Annotated in this window: 11 protein-coding genes; 5 read left to right on the top strand and 6 right to left on the bottom strand. The window is 72.3% G+C overall.

Annotated features, from left to right (window positions below):
* The first annotated feature begins 49 nt into the window (after nucleotides 1–49).
* The 5 genes from OG788_RS32215 to OG788_RS32235 all read left to right on the top strand — a co-directional run bounded on the left by OG788_RS32215 (nucleotide 50) and on the right by OG788_RS32235 (nucleotide 6,848).
* On the top strand, nucleotides 50–343 hold the full coding sequence (locus OG788_RS32215) for a DUF503 domain-containing protein (RefSeq protein ID WP_351552929.1): 294 nt from the start codon (nucleotides 50–52) through the stop codon (nucleotides 341–343).
* Nucleotides 344–376: 33 nt separating this feature from the next.
* Entirely contained in the window at nucleotides 377–826 is a 450-nt protein-coding gene (gene rbfA / locus OG788_RS32220; RefSeq protein ID WP_351552932.1) for a 30S ribosome-binding factor RbfA, read from the top strand.
* Nucleotides 823–1,728: a tRNA pseudouridine(55) synthase TruB gene (gene truB, locus OG788_RS32225; protein WP_351552935.1), complete on the top strand. Its 906-nt coding sequence runs from the start codon at nucleotides 823–825 to the stop codon at nucleotides 1,726–1,728. The genes rbfA and truB overlap by 4 nt, the downstream gene beginning before the upstream one ends.
* A gap of 278 nt (nucleotides 1,729–2,006) precedes the next feature.
* On the top strand, nucleotides 2,007–5,753 hold the full coding sequence (locus OG788_RS32230) for a serine protease (protein WP_406374722.1): 3,747 nt from the start codon (nucleotides 2,007–2,009) through the stop codon (nucleotides 5,751–5,753).
* A gap of 141 nt (nucleotides 5,754–5,894) precedes the next feature.
* On the top strand, nucleotides 5,895–6,848 hold the full coding sequence (locus OG788_RS32235; protein ID WP_266763339.1) for a bifunctional riboflavin kinase/FAD synthetase: 954 nt from the start codon (nucleotides 5,895–5,897) through the stop codon (nucleotides 6,846–6,848).
* 260 nt (nucleotides 6,849–7,108) lie between these two features.
* Here OG788_RS32235 and OG788_RS32240 read toward each other — a convergent pair whose 3' ends face one another.
* From OG788_RS32240 to OG788_RS32265, 6 genes are all read right to left on the bottom strand, one after another.
* Nucleotides 7,109–8,113 carry an ABC transporter ATP-binding protein gene (locus OG788_RS32240; RefSeq protein WP_406374723.1) on the bottom strand — a complete coding sequence of 335 codons (1,005 nt, stop codon included), beginning with the start codon at nucleotides 8,111–8,113 and terminating at the stop codon, nucleotides 7,109–7,111.
* Nucleotides 8,110–9,144, bottom strand: coding sequence for an ABC transporter ATP-binding protein (locus tag OG788_RS32245; protein ID WP_406374724.1), 1,035 nt, complete (start codon nucleotides 9,142–9,144; stop codon nucleotides 8,110–8,112). The genes OG788_RS32240 and OG788_RS32245 overlap by 4 nt, the downstream gene beginning before the upstream one ends.
* Nucleotides 9,141–10,091, bottom strand: a complete 951-nt coding sequence (locus tag OG788_RS32250; protein ID WP_406374725.1) for an ABC transporter permease — start codon at nucleotides 10,089–10,091, stop codon at nucleotides 9,141–9,143. Before OG788_RS32250 ends, OG788_RS32245 begins: the two co-directional genes overlap by 4 nt.
* Nucleotides 10,088–11,155 (bottom strand): ABC transporter permease, encoded by a 1,068-nt coding sequence (locus OG788_RS32255; protein WP_406374726.1) that lies wholly within the window; start codon nucleotides 11,153–11,155, stop codon nucleotides 10,088–10,090. The genes OG788_RS32250 and OG788_RS32255 overlap by 4 nt, the downstream gene beginning before the upstream one ends.
* Nucleotides 11,156–11,232: 77 nt before the next feature.
* The gene (locus tag OG788_RS32260) at nucleotides 11,233–13,077 is read right to left on the bottom strand and encodes an ABC transporter substrate-binding protein (protein WP_406374727.1); all 1,845 of its coding nucleotides are present in this window, start codon (nucleotides 13,075–13,077) and stop codon (nucleotides 11,233–11,235) included.
* A gap of 328 nt (nucleotides 13,078–13,405) precedes the next feature.
* On the bottom strand, nucleotides 13,406–17,200 hold the full coding sequence (locus OG788_RS32265; protein ID WP_406374728.1) for an SCO5717 family growth-regulating ATPase: 3,795 nt from the start codon (nucleotides 17,198–17,200) through the stop codon (nucleotides 13,406–13,408).
* Between the last annotated feature and the right edge of the window lie 364 nt (nucleotides 17,201–17,564).

Here is a 17,564-nt window from a genome sequence, read left to right on the forward strand (position 1 = left end):
GCGCATTGGCAGGCCATCTATCCCGTACCGGCGGGACATCCGGTTACACATGTATGTGGGGACGCTGTCCTTCGATCTGCTCCTCGGCGATGTCCACTCGCTGAAGGAGAAACGCTCTCTCGTCCGGCCGATCGTCGCCGAACTCCAGCGGAAGTACGCGGTGAGTGCCGCCGAGACGGGCAATCAGGACCTTCACCGCAGGGCAGAGATCGGCCTGGCGGTGGTCTCCGGGGACACGACGCACCTGACCGACGTGCTGGACCGGTGCGAACGGCTGGTCGCGGCGCGGCCGGAGGTGGAACTGCTGTCGGTACGACGCAGACTCCACACAGACGAAGACTGACGAAACAAGCAAGGCGAAGAAGGAGACGGACCAGTGGCCGACAACGCGCGGGCGAAGAGGCTGGCGGACCTCATCCGAGAGGTGGTGGCCCAGAAGCTGCAGCGTGGGATCAAGGACCCGCGGCTCGGCACTCACGTCACCATCACGGACACCCGGGTCACCGGGGACCTCCGGGAGGCCACCGTCTTCTACACGGTGTACGGGGACGACGAGCAGCGTGCCGAGGCGGCCGCGGGACTGGAGAGCGCCAAGGGCGTGCTCCGCTCGGCCGTCGGCGCCGCGGCGGGCGTGAAGTTCACGCCGACGCTGACGTTCGTCGCGGACGCCCTGCCGGACACCGCCAAGACCATCGAGGACCTGCTCGACAAGGCACGGGCCTCGGACGCGAAGGTGCGCGAGGTCTCGGCCGGCGCCGCCTTCGCGGGTGACGCGGACCCGTACAAGAAGCCGGACGAGGACGACGAGGACGACGCGGCGGAATGACGCAGAAGCCCAAGACGCCCGACGGGCTTGTCATTGTCGACAAGCCGTCGGGCTTCACTTCGCACGACGTGGTCGCCAAGATGCGCGGGATCGCCAGGACGCGCCGGGTCGGCCACGCAGGCACCCTCGACCCGATGGCGACGGGTGTGCTCGTCCTCGGCGTCGAGAAGGCCACCAAGCTCCTCGGTCACCTCGCGCTCACCGAGAAGGAGTACCTCGGCACGATCCGGCTCGGCCAGAACACGCTGACCGACGACGCCGAGGGCGACATCACCTCCTCGGCGGACGCCTCCGGCGTGAAGCGCGACGCGATCGACGCCGGGGTCGCCAAGCTGACCGGCGCCATCATGCAGGTGCCGTCCAAGGTCAGCGCCATCAAGATCGACGGCGTGCGCTCGTACAAGAGGGCGCGTGAGGGCGAGGAGTTCGAGATCCCGGCCCGCCCGGTGACCATCTCGTCCTTCGCGGTGTACGACATCCGTGACGCCGTCGCCGAGGACGGCACCCCGGTGCTGGACCTGGTCGTCTCCGTCGTCTGCTCGTCCGGGACGTACATCCGGGCGCTCGCCCGCGATCTCGGTGCGGACCTGGGCGTCGGCGGTCACCTCACCGCCCTGCGCCGCACCCGCGTCGGCCCCTACAAGCTGGACTCCGCGCGCACCCTCGACCAGCTCCAGGAGGAGCTGACCGTGATGCCGATCGCGGAGGCGGCCGCGGCCGCCTTCCCGCGCTGGGACGTGGACACCAAGCGGGCCCGGCTGCTGCTGAACGGTGTCCGGCTCGAGATGCCCGAGGAGTACGCGGGCAAGGGCACCGTGGCGGTGTTCGACCCCGAGGGGCAGTTCCTCGCGCTGGTCGAGGAGCAGAAGGGCAAGGCGAAGAGCCTCGCGGTCTTCGGCTGAGTTCCCCGCGCGGACGCCGGCTGCGAAGGCCGTGCGGCGGCCGGGCGGACACTCCGCCCGTGGAGCGGCGATCACGGGGTCTCGTGCCCGCCGCTCCACGGTCCCCCCTCGGTTCCCCCACCCAAGGTGTATCCATCCGACCTCCCGTATTCACCCCATCGGGCGGGCGCTCGGAGTGAACCGAGGGAGTAGAAGGGGGCGCGTTCGCCACACGATCTGTCCCGCTGATCACCTCGCCCCTACCGTCGGAAGCAGGAGCGCGGCGGGGAGGTTCGAGCATGGCGGGACGAGGCCCGCGGACCGGGAACGAAGAGGCGGCGGACGACGCCGGACAGCTGGCGGACGAAGCCCTGGTACGCGTCTGCGACCTGGCGGGGCGCCCACGCGGCACGGGTTTCGCGGCCGACCACCACGGCACCGTGATCACCAGCCACGAGGCCGTCGACGGCCTGGCCCGACTCGTCCTGCACGCCTCGGACGACCGCACCTGCGTCGTCACCGACGACGCCGTCACGCTCCTGCCCGACGTCGGTCTGGCCCTCGTACGCACCGAAGGTCTCGGCCTCGGCCCGCTCCCCGTCACCGTGCGGGACCGGGTCGAGACCGGTACGTACGTCCGGATCGCGGCGGGCGGCTGGCGCGAGGCGCGGGTGCTGGGCTCCTCCGCCGTGACGTACACGGCCACCGACCGCTTCCATCTCCTGGGCGACGCACTGGAGTTGGCGATCGGAACCGCGGGCGCGGACGCGCTCCGGCTGGGCGGCGGAGCGGCCGGGGGACCGGTCCTCGACGCCGGCACCGGCGCCGTGGTGGCGGTCGTCGGCACCGCCCTGCTGCCCCGGGCCCTGGACGGCACCGCGCCGGGGGAGACCCCGGCCGGCCATCGGGCCCCCGGCTTCGCCGTCCCCCTGCGGGGCGTCACGGGGCCGCTCGCCGAACTGCTGGCCCGCAACGCGGCGACCGTGCCCGCCTACGGCGCCGATCTGAATCTCGCGGGCGCGCTGGAGCTCACCGCGACCTCGGTCGGATCGGACGGACCCCGTCCACCGGCCCCGGCCGGGAGCGCGGGCACGGACCACGGACCCGTCGAACGAGCCGAGGTCATCAGGGAGTTCACCGCCTTCGAGGCAGGACCGGCCGCGGTCCTCGGACTCGTCGGACCGCCCGGCAGCGGCCGTACGACGGAACTGGCCGCCCTCGCCGCCCGCCGCCTGCGGGGCGCGGAACCGGCCCCCACCCTGTGGCTGCGCGGCGCCGACCTCCTCGCCGACGACAGCTCGGTGGCGGACGCGGCGGCACGTGCCCTGGAGCGCGCCGGGCGGATCGTGGCGGCGTCGCGGCAGAGCCCCGGGGAGAGGGGAAGCGAGGCCGCGCGGCGGCCGGCGGACGCGGATGTGCTGCCTCCCCAGGGATACGGCGGGGAACTCGGCGACATCGGGCCCGACCGGCTGGCCCGGCTGGCGCGCGCCGTCGGCCGGCCGTTGCTGCTCCTTCTCGACGGTCCCGAGGAGATGCCGCCCGAGCTCGCCCACCGGCTCTCCGCCTGGACCGGGGGAACGGCGGCCTGGCTGGGCGAGACCGGGGCACGCCTCGTGGTCGGGTGCCGGGCGGAGCACTGGGAGCGGGCCGGGGCGGGATTTCCCGCGGAGCTGCTGCACCGGCCGGCCGGCCCGTCGTCGGCGTACCCGGGAGGACGGCCGTCGCCGGACGCGGACGGGTCCCTGCCCGCCTGTGTGCGGCTCGGCGATCTGACCGAGGAGGAGGCTCTGCGGGCGCGGTCCCGGGCCGGGATCCCCGAGGGCCTTCTCGCGCCGGCCGACGCCCGCCATCCGCTGATGCTGCGACTGCTCTCCGAAGTTCGGGCCACGCTGCCCGAGCCACCGGCCGCGCCGCTCGGCCGTGACGACGTGTTCGCCGCCCATCTCGACCTGATGTGCCTGCGCGTCGCCGTTCGGCTGGCCGCGGCGAACGGACTGCGCGGCACCGCCGTCCGCCGCCTCGCCGCCCGGGTCTCCGGCCAGGTGCACGAGGCCGCGCGACGCTGCCTCGGCCCCGGGCAGGGCGAACTGGACCGGGCGTCCTTCGAATCCGTCTTTCCTTGGGGCCCCGCCCCGGGACGCCGTCTCGCGGGCATCACCGGATGGGCGTCCGCCGTGCTCGCCGAAGGGCTCCTCGTTCCCGCGGGCGACGGTTACCGCTTCGCCCACGAGGAGCTCGCCGACTGGATCCAGGGCACCCACCTCGACCTGGACGCGGCGCTGCACAGCCTGGTCCACCGGAGGCGCGCCGCACCCGACACCGACTCCGCCGGCACGGGGCCCATCGCATCGAGCCGTCGTCACGCCCGCCGCTCCCGGACCACGGCGCCGGACTCCGCGGCGGACGTCCTTCCCGTCCCCCGTCACCGCATCGGACCCGTCGTGGAGACCCTGCTCCTGCTGGCCCGTCAACAGGGCACCGCGGAACTGAGCCTCCGTCTGGAGGATCTCGTCCACGCGGTGGACGAGCTGCTGCCACGGGCGCAGGACCCGCTCGACGCCCCCCTCTGGTGGGCCGGTCACCTCTGCTCCACCGTCCTGCTCCGGGTGCCCGACGCGACCCCGTACCTCGGTGTGCTGCGGCTGCTCACCGAGCGGATCGTGGCCTGGCGGGAGCAGGGGAGGGCCGTTCCCGCGGAGTTCGGTCCGGCCTTCTGGGCGGCCCTGCCCGTACCGGACACGGAACGCTTCGACCTGCTCAGGCGCCTGGTGACCGCCGACCCCCGCCGAGTCCCCGGGGCCGAGCCCCCGCGCCCCGGCGAGGCCTGCACCGCCCCGCGCTACCTCGACACCGTCTCGCGACTCCTCGCCGCCGACCCCGTCGCCGTGCACCGCCACCTCACCCGCTGGTTCGACGACGAGCGACCCCTGCCCGCGACCCCGCACGCGACCGTGGCGACGGCCGCGCAGGCACTGCTGTACGCGCACCGGCGGCGGGCCCTGGACGATCTGGCCGAGGCCCTGGTGGCCTGCGCGCACCGGCGGGGCGACGAGCTGCTGGCCGTCCTGGCCGAGGAGGAGCCGTCGGCGGTGTGCCGGGCGGTGGACCGGTGGGCGCACGACGAACAGCCGGCGCGGCGGGTGGCCGCGGTCGCCTACGGCCTGCGGGCGGCCCCGTTCGTGGGGACCCGGGCCGACCGCGAGCTGCTGCGCTACGCCGCCTTCGCCCTGCTCGCCCGCCCGGCCGACTGCACGCTGCACGGCGGGGCGCTCGGCATCCTCGTACGGGACCCGCTCACGCGCGCCCGCTATCTGCCGCAGGCCCTGGAACGCTTCGCGGACGGCGACCCACGGCTGCCCCCGAGCGCACCGGCCGCCGCGCTCACCACCCATCCGGAGCCCGTGCTCGCCGCCTTCCGCGACCGGCTGCGGCGGCCCGGCCCCGACACCGCCGAGCTGCTGCGGACCCTCGCCGACGCCACCACACCGGCGCTGGCCCGCCGTGTCGCCGCGACGATGCGGGAGGCCCTGGAGCTGTGCCCCGGTGCCGCCGTAGACCTGGCCGCCTACGTGGACCGGCGCCTCGACCACGGGAGTGCCACCGACGCCGTGCTGTTTCTCCTGGTCAGCGGCCTGCTGGAAGGGTGTGCCGCATCGCTGCGGGCGGCGCTCGCCCAGGTCCTCGCGGCACCAGGCGGCAAGGCGTCGGCCTCGTCGCGGCGCGAGCTGCTCGACCTGCTGCTGGCGCACGAACGGGATCCGGTCGTGCTCGAAACCGTCCTGAGGGCCGCCGCAGACGGTGCCGACCGGCGGGGCGAGGAGCCCACCCGCGAGCTGGTGCACCGGGTCGGCCTCCTCCTCGTCCGCACACCGGCCGGGGCCACCGGCTTCGACCGCGGCCTCGTCGACCTGGCCCGGCGCGTCCCGGGCTTCGCCGCCCTGGTCGCCCGCTGGCTGAGCGGCACCCCCGAGGAGTGGTCCTGCGTGGTCGGCCCCAGCACCCGCCGCATGATCGAGAACCTGGCCGGGGCAGGGGTTCCCGTCTGAACCACGCCCGCCACGGCACTCCGTGGCGCTGAGCAATACGTCACAGCCCGATGCCGATGCAAGCCGAGCGCACACGGCATGGCACCCTTAGAGCTGCGAATGAGGCAATCACGGACACGGGTTCGACAAGGAGCGGTCACAGTGCAGCGCTGGCGTGGCTTGGAGGACATCCCCGAGGACTGGGGGCGCAGCGTCGTCACCATCGGTTCCTACGACGGGGTGCACCGCGGACACCAGCTGATCATCCGGCATGCCGTGGACCGCGCCCGCGAGCTGGGCGTTCCCTCCGTCGTGGTCACCTTCGACCCGCACCCCAGTGAGGTGGTGCGCCCCGGCAGCCACCCCCCGCTGCTCGCCCCGCACCACCGGCGCGCCGAACTGATGGCCGACCTGGGCGTGGACGCGCTGCTCATCCTGCCCTTCACCACCGAGTTCTCGAAGCTGTCGCCCGCCGATTTCGTGGCGAAGGTGCTGGTCGACAAGCTGCACGCCAAGGCCGTCGTCGAGGGCCCCAACTTCCGCTTCGGCCACAAGGCCGCGGGCAACGTCGGCTTCCTGCGCGAGCAGGGGGAGACGTACGACTTCGAGGTCGAGGTCGTGGATCTCTACGTGTCCGGCGAGGCGGGCGGCGGCGAGCCGTTCTCCTCCACGCTCACCCGGCGGCTCGTCGCCGAGGGAGATGTCGAGGGCGCGCGCGAGATCCTCGGGCGCCCGCACCGCGTCGAGGGCATCGTCGTCCGCGGCGCCCAGCGCGGCCGCGAGCTCGGCTTCCCCACGGCGAACGTCGAGACCCTCCCGCACACCGCGATTCCCGCCGACGGCGTGTACGCGGGCTGGCTGCACGTCCAGGGCGAGGCCATGCCCGCCGCGATCTCCGTCGGCACGAACCCGCAGTTCGACGGCACCGAGCGCACGGTGGAGGCGTACGCCATCGACCGCGTGGGCCTCGACCTCTACGGTCTGCACGTCGCCGTCGACTTCCTCGCCTTCGTCCGCGGCCAGGCCAGGTTCGAGTCCATCGAGGCTCTGCTGGAAGCCATCGGCGACGATGTGAAGCGCTCACGTGAACTGATCGAGGCGTACGACGGGGAGTAGACCTCCGCGTCCCGTTCCGCTGGGCTGTCGCTGGTCGCTGGTCGCTGGTCGCTGGTCGGTGCCGGTGCCGGTGCCGTGCCCGTGTCCGTGCCGTTCAGCGTCCGCGCTCCGGGATTCCGCTGTCCCGCACGGCCGCTCGTTCGCGGGCATTCTCCCCGAACGGCCGGTCCCGGCCGGGTCGTTCGCGGGTGGCGCGCTCCGGTGTACGAGGACGGGGGCGCCCGCTGCCTTCGCCGGCTCCGGCCGCCCCTCGGCCGCGCTCAGCCGTCGACGCGCACCGCCCGTGCCCAGTGGCACGCCACCTGCGTTCCGCCGCCGCCGTCCAGCACCTCCAGGTCCTTGCTCCGGCAGGCGTCCGCCACGCCCGCCCGTTCGGCCTCACCGCTCGCCAGGATCTGACAGCGGGCGTGGAACCGGCAGCCTCCGGGGATGCGGGAGGGGTCCGGGGGCTCGCCGCTCAGCACGACGGGATCGCCCGGGGCTTCCGGAAGGACGGACAACAGTGCCTGGGTGTACGGGTGCTGAGGTGCCGTCAGGACCTGTTCGACCGCTCCGGTCTCCACGATGCGGCCCAGGTACATCACCGCGACGCGGTCGGCGATGTTCCACGCCAGGCCCAGATCGTGGGTCACCACCAGGGCGGACAGGCCGAGTTCGTCACGCAGCCGCAGGAGCAGCGCGAGGATCTCACCGCGCACCGAGGCGTCGAGGGAGGCCACCGGCTCGTCGGCGACGATGAGTTCGGGCTCCAGGACGAGCGCGCCGGCGATGACGACGCGCTGGCGCTGGCCGCCGGACAGCTCGTGCGGGTAGCGCAGGAAGAAGCGCTCCGGAGGGCGCAGGCCCGCCCTGGACAGGGCCTCGGCGACCGCCGCCCGTTCGTCGCCGCCGTACCGGTGGATGCGCAGGCCCTCGGCCACCGCGTCGTAGACCGTGTGCCGGGGGTTCAGCGAACCGCTGGGGTCCTGGAGGACCAGCTGGACGCGCTTTCGGTACGCCTTCAGGGCGCGTGAGGAGTAGTCCAGCGCCTTGCCGTCGAAGGTGACACCGCCGCCGGTCGGCGGGACCAGGCCGAGGAGCGAGCGGGCCAGCGTCGTCTTGCCGCAGCCCGACTCGCCGACCAGGGCGACGATCTCACCGGGCCGGATGTCGAGGTCGACGCCGTCGACGGCACGGGCACGGGCGGCGCCCTGCCGGCCGGGGAAGGAGACGTGCAGGCCCTCGGCGCGCAGCAGCGGCCCGGTCGTCACGGGGGTTGTCGTCATGGAGTGCTCCTGACCGGTTCCGTGCCCACGGTCGTGCCCGCGTGGACACAGGCCGCCCAACGTCCCGCTCCCGCGTCCCGCAGCACCTGGTCCTCCGTCGCGCACACGTCCAGTGCCACCGGGCAGCGCGGGTGGAAGGTGCAGCCGGACGGCAGCGCCGACGGGTCCGGCGGATCGCCGGGCAGCCCGCGCGGAGCGAAACGCGACGCCGCGTCGCCGATGCGCGGGAACGCCGCCGAGAGGGCTTTGCCGTACGGATGCCGGGCGTCGTCGTAGACCTGCCGGGCGGGCCCCTCCTCGACCACGCGGCCCGCGTACATCACCGCGAGCCGGTCACAGGTGTCGGCCAGCACGGCGAGGTCGTGGCTGATCATGACGAGCCCCACCTCCTGCTCGCTGACGAGCTGCTGGATCAGACGGAGGATCTGCGCCTGGATCATCACGTCGAGCGCGGTCGTCGGTTCGTCGGCGATGACCAGCCAGGGGTCGCACGCCAACGCCATGGCGATCATGACGCGCTGGCGCTGGCCGCCGGAGAGCTCGTGCGGATAGGCGTCCGCGCGGGCGGCCGGGAGTCCCACCTGTTCGAGCAGTTCGCCGGTCTTCTTCCGCGCGCCCGCAGGGGTCGCCTTCTTGTGGAGCAGGATCGGCTCGGCGATCTGGTCGCCGACGCGGTGCACGGCGTTCAACGAGTGCATCGCGCCCTGGAAGACGATGGACGCGCCCGCCCAGCGCACCGCCCGCACCCGCCCCCACTTCATCTTCAGCACGTCCTCTCCGGCGAGGAGGATCTCCCCGCTGGTGCGGGTGCCCGCGGGCAGCAGTCGCAGCAGCGCCAGCGCCAGGGTGGACTTGCCGCAGCCGGACTCGCCCGCGATGCCGAGCTTCTGGCCCGCGTCGAGCGAGAGATCCACCCCGCGCACCGCGGCGGCGCCGCCCGGGTACGTCACGTCGAGGTTCCTGACCTCCAGCAGCCGCTGCCGGCTCGACGTGCTCGGAGCACTCGGAGTTCCCTCGGTCGCCGTGCTCAACGCGCCACCCCCAGCTTCGGGTTGAGGACCGACTCGACCGCGCGCCCGCACAGCGTGAACGCCAGCGCGACCACCGCGATCGCGACACCCGGCGGCACCAGGTACCACCACTTGCCCGCGCTGACCGCGCCTGCCTCGCGCGCGTCCTGGAGCAGCCCGCCCCACGACACGACGGTCGGATCGCCGAGGCCGAGGAACGCGAGCGTCGCCTCCGCGAGGATCGCCGAGGAGATGATGAGCGTCGTCTGGGCCAGGACCAGCGGCATCACATTGGGCAGCACATGGCGGGACATGATGTGCCAGTGGCCGCCACCGAGCGCCTTGGCCCGCTCGATGTACGGCCGCGACTCCACCGCGAGGGTCTGCGCGCGCACCAGCCGGGCCGTCGTGGGCCAGGTGGTGACACCGATCGCCAGGATGATCGTGCCCAGGGAGCGGGTCATCACGGTCGCCAGCGCGATGGCGAGGACCAGCGTCGGCATCACCAGGAACCAGTCCGTGATCCGCATCAGGACGGTCGCGTACCAGCCGCGGAAGTGCCCGGCGGTGATCCCGATCAGCGCCCCGATCGCCACCGACAGCACGGCGGCGAGCAGTCCGACCAGCAGTGAGACACGGGCGCCCCACACCACCAGACCGAGCAGATTCCGGCCGAACTGGTCGGTGCCGAGGGGGAATTCGGCGCTCGGGCTCTCCAGCGGGTCGCCCGGCGCGCTGGTCACGCTCTGCACGTCGGAACCCACCGTCAGTGGCGCGGTCACCGCGATCAGCGCGAAGAGGCCGAGGGCGGCGAGCCCGAAGACGCCCGCCCGGTGGGTGCGGTACTGCTTCCAGAAACGGGCGGCGGAGCGACGGCGGCGCTGCCACGCGAGGGTGCGCGGACCCGGCTGGGCCACCCGCGGGGGTGTTTCGGCCGTCATCGGCCCGTCCGGCTCGGTCGTGGTCATCGGCCCACCCGTGGGTCCAGCAGCGGATAGATCAGGTCGGCCAGCGTGTTCATCACGATCACCGCTGCCGCGAAGACGAAGAACAGCCCCTGCACCAGCGGCAGATCGGGCACGCTCAGCGCCTGGTAGAAGAGCCCGCCGAGACCGGGCCAGGAGAAGACGGTCTCCACGAGGATCACGCCCGCGACCGTCCGGCCGAGGTTGATGAAGATCAGCGTGACCGTGGGCAGCAGCGCGTTGGGCACGGCGTGCCGACGGCGTACGAGGTCGTCCCGCAGCCCCTTGGCGCGGGCCGTGGTCAGATAGTCGCTGCCCATCTCGTCGAGCAGCGCCGAGCGCGTGACCAGCAGGGTCTGCCCGTACTCGACCGCGACCAGCGTCACCACCGGCAGGACCAGATGGTGGGCGACGTCGAGGACGTACGCGAAGCCCTCCTCGCCCCCCGATTCCATGCCGCCGGTCGGGAACAGACCGGGGATCGGGCCCATGCCCACCGAGAAGACGATGATGAGCAGCAGCCCCAGCCAGAAGGACGGGATCGAGTACAGCGTCAGCGCCAGACCGGTGTTGAAGCGGTCGCTCTTCCCGCCGTTGCGCCATGCGGAGCGGGTGCCGATGAAGATGCCGAGCGCCGTGTAGAGGACGAACGCCGTCCCGGTGAGCAGAAGGGTGTTGGGCAGCGCCTCGGTGATCTTGTCTATGACGGGGGCGCGGAACTGGTAGGAGGTGCCGAGATCGCCGGTGAGCGCCTTGCCGCAGTAGTCGGTGAACTGCTCCCACATGGGCAGATCGAGCCCGAACTCCTTGCGGTAGTTGGCTAGTTGTTCGGCGGATACCTGGCGGCCGCCGGTCATGTACTTGACCGGGTCGCCGGGGATGAGTCGGAAGAGGAAGAAGCTGGTGACGAGGACGGCGAGCAGGGAGACGGCCGCGCCGCCCAACTTGCCCGCCACATAACGCGGGTAGGCGGTCCGGGTGCGCGCCCTCGTACCGCGGACCGACGGCCCGGCCGCTGCCGGACCGCCGGTCGCCTCGACCAGCGAGGGTGTTGCCTCAGCGGTCATGAACTACTCATTCGCTCGTACGTTCATCGGGACCCCGCGGATGTTCGTGCGGGGTGCCCTCGGGTGCGGTGCGTGCGCTACTCACGGTCCTCGGCCGTCGAGCGGCGGCGCATCGCGAAGAACACACCGGCCCCCAGGAGGACGGCGACGCCCGCGACGATGCCGATGATGACCCCCGTCGAGTCCGAACCGTCGGAGGACGCACCGTCGGAGCCCGCCGGAACCGCCGACCACCAGCTCCAGTAACCGTCCTGGCCGTAGATGTTGCCCGCGGCCTTCGGCATCGTCTCGATCGACTTGATCTGATCGGTGCGATAGGCCTCGACCGCGTTCGGGTACGCCATGACGTTCATGTACCCCGTGTCGTACAGCCGCGACTCCATCTGCTTGACGAGGTCCGTCCGCTTGGTGGTGTCGTACTCGGCGAGCTGCTGGTCGTACAGCTCGTCGTACTTCTTGTCGCAGATGAAGTTGTCCGTCGCGCCCGTGTCCTTGGCCGTGGCGGGCAGGGCGGCGCAGGTGTGGATCGACAGGACGAAGTCGGGGTCCGGGTTGACGGACCAGCCGTCGAAGGCGAGGTCGTACGTGCCGGCCAGCCAGGGGTCGGTCACGTTGTCCAGGCAGTTGAGCGTGACCCCGATGCCCAGCTTCCCGAACCACTCCTTCACGTACTGCCCGACCGCCTTGTCGTTCGGGTCGGTCGCGTGGCACAGGATCCGGTAGTTGATGGGCTTGCCGTTCTTCTCGACGCGCTTGCCGTCGCCGTTCTTCTTGTAGCCCGCCTGGTCGAGGAGTTTCGCCGCCTTCGCCGGGTCGTACGCCATCGTCTGGCTCGCCGACGGCTTCCAGAAGTACGTCGAGAACCGCGGCGGGATGTAGCCCTCGCCCGCGACGGCGTGCCCCTGGAAGACCTTGTCGATCAGCGTCTGCCGGTCGATCGAGAGGAACAGCGCCTGGCGGACCTTCTGGTTCAGCAGCGACTCGGCGCCGTCACCGAAGCGCTTGCCGTCCTTGGCCTGGGCGCCGGGGTTGGTGGCCAGGGCGTAGAAGCGGCGCCCCGGGGCGTCGTTGACCTTGATGTTCCGCTCGGACTCGAGCGCGGCCGACTGCGCCGGAGTCAGACCGGAGACGAAGGACACCTCGCCCTTCTGCAGCGCCGCGACGGCCGCGTCCCCGTCCTTGTAGTACTTGAACACCAGCTCGTCGAACTTGGGCGCCCCGCGCCAGAAGCTCTTGTTGGGCTTCAGACGTACGTAACTGTCGGCCTTGTAGTCCGTCAGGACGAACGGTCCGTTGCCGACGATCGGGAAGCTCTTGTCGTTGTTGAACTTGGAGAAGTCGCCGACCTTCTCCCATACGTGCTTCGGCACGATCGGCACATCGAGCGCGGCCATCGTGGCCTGCGGCTTCTTCAGCTCGATCACCAGCTGGGTGGCGCTCGGCGCGGTGACCTTCTTGAAGTTGGCGACGAAGCTGCCGTTGGCGGTGGCCGCGCCGTCGTCGGTCATCATCTTGTTGAACGTCCACGCCGCGTCCTCGGCGGTGGCCCGCTGTCCGTCCGACCACGTGGAGTTGGAGCGGATCGTGTACGTCCAGGTCAGCTTGTCCGCGGACGGCTCCCACTTGGTGGCGAGGCCCGGGATCGCGTGGTTGTCCGCCGGGTCGTAGTTGGTCAGGTACTCGTACATGAGCCGGTGGATGCTCGTACTGACGAGCCGCGACGCCAGGAAGGGGCTCAGCGAGTCGACGCTCTGCGCGACCGCGACGGTGAGGACCTTCTTGCTCTCCTTGGCCTGAGCCTGTTGCGGCGCCGGATTGAGAGGGGTCGCGAGACCGGCGGAGAGGGTGAGGGCGGCGACCCCTGCGGCGGCGACGAGCCGGGGGCGCAGCAGGCCTCTGTGGTGCTGATCTTGTGTGTTCATGGGTCGGTGACCTCGCGTCATCGCTTGCACAGAGATGGCTGGTTGAACGACGTGATCGGGCTGGCGCCGGCGGGTTGATGTGTGTGTCTACCAGCGCTCGTCTGCGCGAGTCAACGGCGCATGAACCCCATGTGGCCTGCGGAAATAACGAGTTGACGCGAATTTTTCGCTCATTGGTTCAGACCGGTGAAGCACCGCAGGTGACGGCCTGACGGCTTCTGACGTCCCTGGACACGCACTGCTGCCGTCCGGGAAACGCGAAGGCCCGCACCGTCGGTGAACGGTGCGGGCCTTCGCGGGAAATCGGTCCTCGATGGGGCCGATCGGGTTACTGCCGCGGGGGTGCCGGAGGCGGCGGGGTCTGAGCCTGGTCCGGCTGGTAGGGCTGACCCGGCTGCGGATACGCCTGCCCGGGCGCCGGATAGCCCTGCCCCGGCGCTTGCGGATAGGGCTGCCCGGGCTGCTGCTGCGGGTAGGGCTGACCCGGCTGGGCGTACGGCTGCCCGGGCTGCGGCTGCTGCGGAGCCTCACCCGGCGCGGGGTACCCCGGAGCCGGCTGTCCGGGCACCTGCTGTCCGGGCACGTACTGGCCGGGAACGTACTGGCCCGGCATCGGCGGCGCGGCCACCGGCGGCGGGTTGCCGTCGTTCGTCCACAGTCCGTGCGACTGCTGGTGCCGCGCGATGTCCTCGGCGACCATCGCGGAGAGGTTGAAGTACGCCTCCCGCACCTTGGGCCGCATCATGTCGAGGTCGACCTCGGCACCCGCGGAGAGGTGCTCGTCGAACGGCACGACCACGACACCGCGGCAGCGCGTCTCGAAGTGGCTGACGATGTCGTCCACCTTGATCATCTTGCCGGTCTCGCGCACGCCGGAGATCACGGTGATCGACCGCGAGACGAGGTCCGCGTAGCCGTGCGCCGACAGCCAGTCCAGAGTCGTGCTGGCGCTGCTCGCCCCGTCCACCGACGGCGTCGAGATGATGATGAGCTGGTCGGCGAGGTCGAGCACCCCGCGCATGGCGCTGTACAGCAGACCCGTGCCGGAGTCGGTCAGGATGATCGGGTACTGCTTGCCGAGGACGTCGATCGCGCGCCGGTAGTCCTCGTCGTTGAACGCGGTGGACACGGCCGGGTCGACGTCGTTGGCGATGATCTCCAGCCCGGAGGGCGCCTGGGAGGTGAAACGCCGGATGTCCATGTACGAGTTGATGTACGGGATCGCCTGCACGAGGTCACGAATGGTGGCGCCGGTCTCGCGACGCACCCGGCGGCCGAGTGTGCCGGCGTCCGGGTTGGCGTCGATGGCGAGGATCTTGTCCTGCCGTTCGGTGGCGAGCGTGGAGCCGAGCGCGGTGGTCGTGGTCGTCTTGCCGACACCGCCCTTGAGGCTGATGACGGCGATCCGGTAGCAGGAGAGCACCGGAGTCCGGATCAGCTCCAACTTCCGCTGCCGCTCGGCCTCTTCCTTCTTCCCGCCCAGCTTGAAACGCGACGACGCGGCGGCCGGGCGACCACTCTTGGCCTTCTGCTTCTTGTTGTTGAGCAGCCGGTCGGAAGACAGCTCCACCGCCGCGGTGTACCCGAGCGGGGCCGCACCGGGATTCACGGGCTGCCGCTGATCGTGCCGCACGGGCTGCGGCCAGGCGGTGCCCGTCCGCGGGTCGACGGGCGCCGTGGGCTGCTGCTGCACGGGCTGCGGGCCCGGCTGGTGCGGAGGCTGCGGCTGGGCCGGCGCCGGGGGCTGCGGCTGCGCGAGGTCGTAACCGGGCTGCGGGGCAGGCGAGTCGGCCGTCGGCTGCGGGAATCCGTAGCCCTGCTGCGGGACCGGAGCGGGAGCCGGTGCGCTCGGCGGTACGGCGTTCGGCGCGGGCGCGGGGGGCTGCGGGAACCCGTAACCGGGAGCCTGTGGGGCGCCCGGGTAGGGGGGTCGCTGGTCCTGGGGCGCGGTGTTCTGCTGCGGGAATCCGTAGCCCGGGGCGGGCGGAGCGGGCGGCTGCTGACCGGGAGCGGGGGCATCCTGCTGCGGGAACCCGTACCCCGACGCCTGGGCGGGCGGGGCGGCCGGAGCGGGGGCGGGCGTGCCGGGCCGCGGGAAGCCGTAGCTGCCCTGCGGAGCGGACGCCGGGTCCGGAGTGCCGGGCTGGGGGAACCCGTAGTGCCCCTGCTGCGGCGGATTCGGTACGGGCGCCTCGGCGACCGGGGCAGGCGGTACCGACGGCTGAGCCTGCGGCGGAGCGGACACGGAGCTCTCGGCCGCGGCGGGCTGCACGGGTGCGGGCCCCTGCGGCGAACCCGCGGAGACGGGCACACCCGGCGAGGGCCAGGCCGACGGCACGGGCTGCGGCGCGGGGGGCTGGAAGGGCTGGCCGGGCGCGGGTGCCTGTGCGGCGGGGGGCTGGAAGGGCTGGCCGGGCGCGGGTGCCTGTGCGGCGGGGGGCTGGAAAGGCTGACCGGGCGCCGGTGCGGTGGGGGCCTGCTGCGGCGGTGCCTGGTGCGGCACCTGGCTCTGCGCGGCCGGTGCGGGCTCCGTGGAGGCGGGCCACTGCGGGGCCGGTGCGGGCGCCGCGGGCTGGTAGGCGGGCGGCAAGGGCGGCAGTCCACCCTGCGGCAGCGGCGGCGGAGCCCAGGCGGGGGGAGTGTCCTGCACGTCCCCCGGCTCCTCGGTCAGGACCGCGGGCACCGCGTCCTGGGGCTCGTCCTGCTCGGGGACGGCGTCCTGCGGTTCCCCGACGAGGGATTCTCCCCGCAGCGGCACCGCGTCCTGGATGGAGTCCTGCGATCCGAGCTCGTCGGCCTCATGGGTCGCACGGTCCGTGCCGGTCTCGTCGTCCGTGGAACGCGGCCCCACGGCATCGGCACCGGCATCGGTGACCTCGGCCTGGGCGGAGGCGGCGATCGGTTCCCCGGACTCGGCACCCGGGGACGCGACCACCGCGTCGGCCGCGGCGGCGCGGTCCGCCGCCTGCGCGTCGGTCACGCCCGCCCGCTGGGAGGAGGCGGCCTCCAGCGACTGGTAGGCGAGCACGGGATCAATGACGGGCTCGGGCTCGGGCGTGGCCACCGGCTCCGGGACGATCACGGGCGGGACCACGGGCTGCTGCTGAGCCTCGGCACCGGGCTGGACCTCGGCACCGGGCTGGACCTCGGCACCTGGCTGAACCTCGGCACCTGGCTGAACCTCGGGATTGAGCTCGGCCACGGCCACCGGCACGCTCGGGGCCCCGGCCGCTGTCTCTGCCTCTGTCTCGGCCTCTGTCTCGTCCTGGACGTCCGACGACGCGTCGCCGGCGCCACTGTCTCCGCCCTCGCCTCCGGACTCGGCGCCGCCCTCGGCAACGGACACGGCCTCCGCCGCGCCATCGGCCTCCGAGACCGCCTGGGCCTCCGGGCCCTCGATGTCCGCGCCGGTCGTTGTCGCAGCCGCGGGAGTATCCGTCGGCACATCCGAGGGTTCTTCCGAAAGCGCATCCGCAGGCGCGGGCCCGGTGACCTCCGAGGCCGACCGTTCCGCGATCTCACGCTTCAGGGCGACAGCGGAGAACCGCATGGTCGCGCCGCTCTCCAGGTCTCCGTTCCCGGAATCCGGTTCGTCGGAAGGGGCGTTGGACGGGGTGACCGACGTGGCGTCCGGCACAGCGGGCTCGGTGACCGGTGCCGGGGGAGCGGGCGGCGTCCACTGCGTCTGGAATCCGCCCGCGGGAAGGTCGGGAAGAGCGGTCGGGCCACCGGCGTCAGCGACAGGCGCCAGGGCCGGAGCCTGCGGCTGCGCGACGGGGGACTGTGCGACGGGCGGCCGGACGGCCTCGGGGTCGCCAACGGGCTCCGCGCCGACCGCGGCAGCCGCCGAACCGTCCGAAGCCGTCAGGCTGTCCGAGGCCGTAGAGGCACCCGAAGCCGTCGAGTCCGCCGAGCCTTCCGGGTCCCCCGAATCGCTCGATGCCCGCGATCCGCCCGTATCCCCCGAATCCCCGGAACCGCCCGAGGCGTTCTGCGTGTACCAGGCGGGCGGCGCGTAGTCGATGGTGAACTCGCCCGTCGTCTCGACGGCGGACTCGGCGTCGGACTGGTCATCGCCGGGCGTGGCCCAGCCCCCGCGGATCCCGTCCCGATCGCTGTTCACAATTCCTCCTGGTGTGGTCGAGCACCCTCAAGCCGTGCCGGGGCGACCGTCTACTTGTCGTCCATGGACGTCCTTGGACGACCGAAGCCGCCCGAAGTCCGTGCGAGGTTGTCCGAATTGACCCGGCTCCCCCTGGAACACGAGCCACCCGTCCACGGGTTCTGGCGTCGCGCCCGGTCCCAGCCTAATCACCCTGACTGTCCGTGGGGCAGGCCTGTCCACCCACCCGCGACCGCCCGCAACGTCACACCCTGCCCAGAAGTGGCGTACGCACGCTCATCATTGACCCTCAAAGCGGACAAACAGCGCCATCGAGAGGGTCACTTGTCGCCTGTGGGCGAGCGGCCGACGGGGCAAGAGCCGT

The organism is Streptomyces sp. NBC_00647 (assembly GCF_045207245.1).
Lineage (GTDB): Bacteria > Actinomycetota > Actinomycetes > Streptomycetales > Streptomycetaceae > Streptomyces.

Excerpts from the sequence above, each read along its gene's own strand:
- OG788_RS32215 (WP_351552929.1), top strand. The coding sequence starts at position 50 with ATGTATGTGGGGACGCTGTCCTTCGATCTGCTCCTCGGCGATGTCCAC.
- truB (WP_351552935.1), top strand. The coding sequence starts at position 823 with ATGACGCAGAAGCCCAAGACGCCCGACGGGCTTGTCATTGTCGACAAG.
- OG788_RS32230 (WP_406374722.1), top strand. The coding sequence starts at position 2,007 with ATGGCGGGACGAGGCCCGCGGACCGGGAACGAAGAGGCGGCGGACGAC.
- OG788_RS32240 (WP_406374723.1), bottom strand. The coding sequence starts at position 8,113 with ATGACGACAACCCCCGTGACGACCGGGCCGCTGCTGCGCGCCGAGGGC.
- OG788_RS32250 (WP_406374725.1), bottom strand. The coding sequence starts at position 10,091 with ATGACCACGACCGAGCCGGACGGGCCGATGACGGCCGAAACACCCCCG.
- OG788_RS32255 (WP_406374726.1), bottom strand. The coding sequence starts at position 11,155 with ATGACCGCTGAGGCAACACCCTCGCTGGTCGAGGCGACCGGCGGTCCG.
- OG788_RS32260 (WP_406374727.1), bottom strand. The coding sequence starts at position 13,077 with ATGAACACACAAGATCAGCACCACAGAGGCCTGCTGCGCCCCCGGCTC.